The sequence below is a fragment of the Actinomycetota bacterium genome (assembly GCA_028698215.1).
In the GTDB taxonomy this organism is placed as follows: domain Bacteria; phylum Actinomycetota; class Humimicrobiia; order Humimicrobiales; family Humimicrobiaceae; genus Halolacustris.
Genome location: JAQVDY010000058.1, coordinates 1 through 3,447 on the forward strand (window position 1 = coordinate 1; position 3,447 = coordinate 3,447).

A 3,447-nucleotide genomic window follows, 5' to 3' on the forward strand; every position below is an offset into this window, starting at 1 on the left:
GCAGGGGAAGTAGGGGATATGCTGAAAGAAGGCAGCCACCTGATATTAAGAAGGGAAAGCAATAATCCCTATGATGATAAAGCTATTGCCATTTTAGACCTGGACCAGAATAAACTGGGGTATTTGCCTCAGAGAAAGAATGAAATTATATCCAGGCTGATGGATGCTGGCAAAGCCATATATGCAGTGGTAGAAAACAAACAAAAAAATGGCGATTACTTACAAATAGGCATAAAAGTATACATGAGGGAGTATTGAGGAGGATTATATGGTATTTGGCAAAGAAATAAGCATGGAGACTGAAGGCTATTCAGATATAAGGGATATGACCTCATTGGTTCAACAGGTGATAGGCCAATCCAGGCTAAAGGAAGGTGTAGCCTGTATATCAGTAATAGGATCTACGGCTTCGGTGTCTACCATGGAATTTGAACCTGCTTTAGCAGAGGATATAAAGGATCAACTAGAAGAAATGGTATCCAAAGATAAGGTTACCAGGCATTCCCAGACCTGGGGAGACGATAACGGTTTTTCCCATATAAGGGCTACCCTTATGGGTCCCAGCACCACCTTGCCTTTTAAAGAAGGACACCTGGTACTGGGTACCTGGCAGCAGGTAGTATTAATAGATCATGATAACCGTCCCCGTACCAGGAGAATCTATGTGCAGGTGATAGGGCAATAGAGATAAAATATTGTTTGAAAAAAGGGATGTTTTCTACTATTATGGGTAAATGCCCAAAAATAATAGGAGACATCCAGATGTATTTTTTTGAAAAAATAGGTATAAGGATTGGCCAAAAAATACTTGATTTTGGCTGTGGTAAGGGCAACTACACCATACCATTAGCTAGGGCCATAGGCAGAAGGGGCTTGGTCTATGCTATGGACTTAAGGGCAGATACCCTGGATAGCCTTAAAAAGAGAATATTTTTTGAAAAGTTAACCAATATTAAGATCATCCACAGTTCAGACAAACTTAAGATACCACTGGGAAGAGAAATTCTAGATGCCGTATTTTTATACGATGTAATACATGACCATTACTTTACGGATCAGGAAAGAGCAAGGCTGTTAGTGGAAGTCAACAGAATATTAAAACCTGGGGGGCTGCTTTCAATCTACCCTAAGCATATAGAGGTGGAACGGGTGATAGAAGCAGTAGAACAAAATAATTTCAATCTCAAGCAAAGAATGCAGGTAACCCTCATTCATGATGATGAACCAGTAGAAGATGTTATCTTAAATTTTTCTAAAAGTTAAAATGCAATATAGCGGGAGGCAGGGCATTTTGCCTGGCATAGAACCCTTTGAAAAACATTTTAAACAATACGATAGATGGTTTGATGACCATGAGTATGCTTATCAGTCTGAGCTGTTGGCTATAAAAGAGATAATCCCTCCTTTTAAAAGGGGAATGGAAGTAGGGGTAGGCACGGGAAGGTTTGCCCAGCCCTTAGGCCTAAGGTATGGCTTGGAACCTTCCGCAAATATGGCAGAAGTAGCCAGGAAAAGAAATATTGAAGTAACTGTAGGGGTAGCGGAAAGCATGCCCTTTAAAGATAATAGCTTTGACCTGGTATTGATGGTAACCACGGTTTGCTTTTTAAATGATATAAACCTGGCCTTCCAGGAAGTGTCAAGAGTATCGGAGCCCGGAGGTTGGCTGCTAATAGGGTTCATTGACAAGAACAGCTTAATGGGAAGATTATACCAGGCTATAAAACACCAGAATATATTTTACCGGGATGCTGTTTTCTATTCCGTGGCCCAGCTTACCGGCTATATTAAAGATGCGGGATTTATTAACCTTACTTACAGCCAAACCTTGTTTAAGCCTGTCCAGGATATGGAGGGAGTAGAAAAACCCTTAAAGGGGTATGGACAAGGTTCTTTTGTAGTCATAAGGGGACAAAAACCAGGCGCCTGAACAAATACAATAATTGATTCTTGCGGCTATCCTGGGGCTAAATATTTAAAAATGAATCATTGGCAGCAAAAAGTATAGTTTCAGGCAATCAGTAAAAAGGTTTAATTAGGATTAATTGATAGTAAGCATAACCAGCATTTAACCGGGCTCAGAGATATCCAGCTTATAGACCCTCCAGGTCATGGCCACATTTCCCATCTTAAAGATTGGGTTGATGATATCCATATTAATATCCGCCAGCTGGGAAGCAGACCCATGGTGAATATTTGCGGCAATGGCTTTTTGGGCAATGGAAAAGTATAGCCTGGAATCCAGCCCGTTTTTCCGGTATTCTTTTTTTATACCTAAAATAAATAACCTTAACCGGTCAAAATCTTTGGTTTTAAGCTTCTTTTTAATGGAAAGAAAGATACATAAATCCCTTTTTAGGTCCCTCAGGTTAAACCATCCAGTACCAGCCCCAGGGGTTCTCTGGCTGTCATAATGGCTTATAACTTCATTTATATCGGGTAGATTTACCGATACCGCTATGGGCCGGCCGTCTTTTTCTGCTATAAATATAAAATCCTGTAAGGCAATTTCTTTTATCCCTAAAGCCAGTACCTTAAATTCTTCATCAGTCATCTTTACCTGCTGGGGATGATGGCCTTCATTCCAGATAGTATTATAAAGGTCCCTGATAATTACAATTTCCTGGTCCATTTGGGAAAAATCAATGTTTCTTATATGGTATCCATTGGACTGATGGTTTCTTTTGCCCCTGTTTATCCTGGCAGTAACCCTGGTAATCTTATCCATATAATCCTTGGATAAGATGGAATCGGTGCTCACGCTATACCAGTCATTTTTTTTGATAAACCCGTACCGGTTAAAAAAGTCCTGATAATAGGGAGGGTGATAGGGTTCCATAAAAGAAGGCTTATTTTCAAAACCATCTACCAGCAATCCCACCTCACCGGCAGCATTAAATTTTGCTGGCCCAATAACTGTGCGGCAACGGTTTTCCCTTAGGTAGGATATGGCAGCATCCAGCAACATAAAAGCGGTATCCTGGTCCGGTATGGATTCAAAACTGCCTATCCAGCCGGTTTCCGGCCGGTAATTTCTATCTATGAAAGCTGCTATACGGCCTACCGGCTTAGACCCCTGGTAAGCTATAAAGTATTTTATTTGTGCATGATCAAAATAAGGGTTTCTCTCTATCAGAAAGGGAACTTTGGTCCGGGTGCAGTTAAAATCTGAAAGCTCCTGTAAAATTAAAGGGAAAACCTTTTGTGACTGGGGGCTGTGGTACCATTCAATATGATAAGGTACAGCTACAAATTCCTTAACCTGGTTAAGGCTAAGGCTAGAAGTTTGACCGGGTACATGTTCCCCCAGCGGTTTAATATAGGTATGGGCCATAAATCCTTTTGGTTACAAAGTTCAGCTAATGATATAGGTATTCGGCTTTAATTACAATTAAAAGTTGAATAAAACTTCACAGCCAGCAATTTTAAAAAGTAAGCCTCTTTTGG

5 protein-coding genes are annotated in these 3,447 nt (G+C 40.5%); 4 read left to right on the top strand and 1 reads right to left on the bottom strand.

Annotated elements, in window-relative coordinates:
• The 4 genes from PHN32_09110 to PHN32_09125 form a co-directional block, all read left to right on the top strand.
• Nucleotides 1-258: HIRAN domain-containing protein (locus PHN32_09110; protein MDD3777746.1), on the top strand; the 258-nt coding region annotated here is incomplete at its 5' end.
• A gap of 10 nt (nt 259-268) precedes the next feature.
• The gene (locus PHN32_09115; protein MDD3777747.1) at nt 269-685 is read left to right on the top strand and encodes a secondary thiamine-phosphate synthase enzyme YjbQ; all 417 of its coding nucleotides are present in this window, start codon (nt 269-271) and stop codon (nt 683-685) included.
• Nucleotides 686-699: 14 nt separating this feature from the next.
• Entirely contained in the window at nt 700-1,263 is a 564-nt protein-coding gene (locus PHN32_09120) for a class I SAM-dependent methyltransferase (GenBank protein ID MDD3777748.1), read from the top strand.
• A 28-nt stretch (nt 1,264-1,291) separates the two neighbouring features.
• Entirely contained in the window at nt 1,292-1,930 is a 639-nt protein-coding gene (locus tag PHN32_09125) for a class I SAM-dependent methyltransferase (GenBank protein MDD3777749.1), read from the top strand.
• 138 nt (nt 1,931-2,068) lie between these two features.
• Here the strand turns inward: PHN32_09125 and PHN32_09130 are convergent, their stop codons facing one another.
• Nucleotides 2,069-3,334: a hypothetical protein gene (locus PHN32_09130; GenBank protein ID MDD3777750.1), complete on the bottom strand. Its 1,266-nt coding sequence runs from the start codon at nt 3,332-3,334 to the stop codon at nt 2,069-2,071.
• Between the last annotated feature and the right edge of the window lie 113 nt (nt 3,335-3,447).

Bases quoted from the DNA above. Each gene is read 5' to 3' on its own strand.
- PHN32_09115 (MDD3777747.1), top strand. From the start codon at position 269: ATGGTATTTGGCAAAGAAATAAGCATGGAGACTGAAGGCTATTCAGAT.
- PHN32_09130 (MDD3777750.1), bottom strand. From the start codon at position 3,334: ATGGCCCATACCTATATTAAACCGCTGGGGGAACATGTACCCGGTCAA.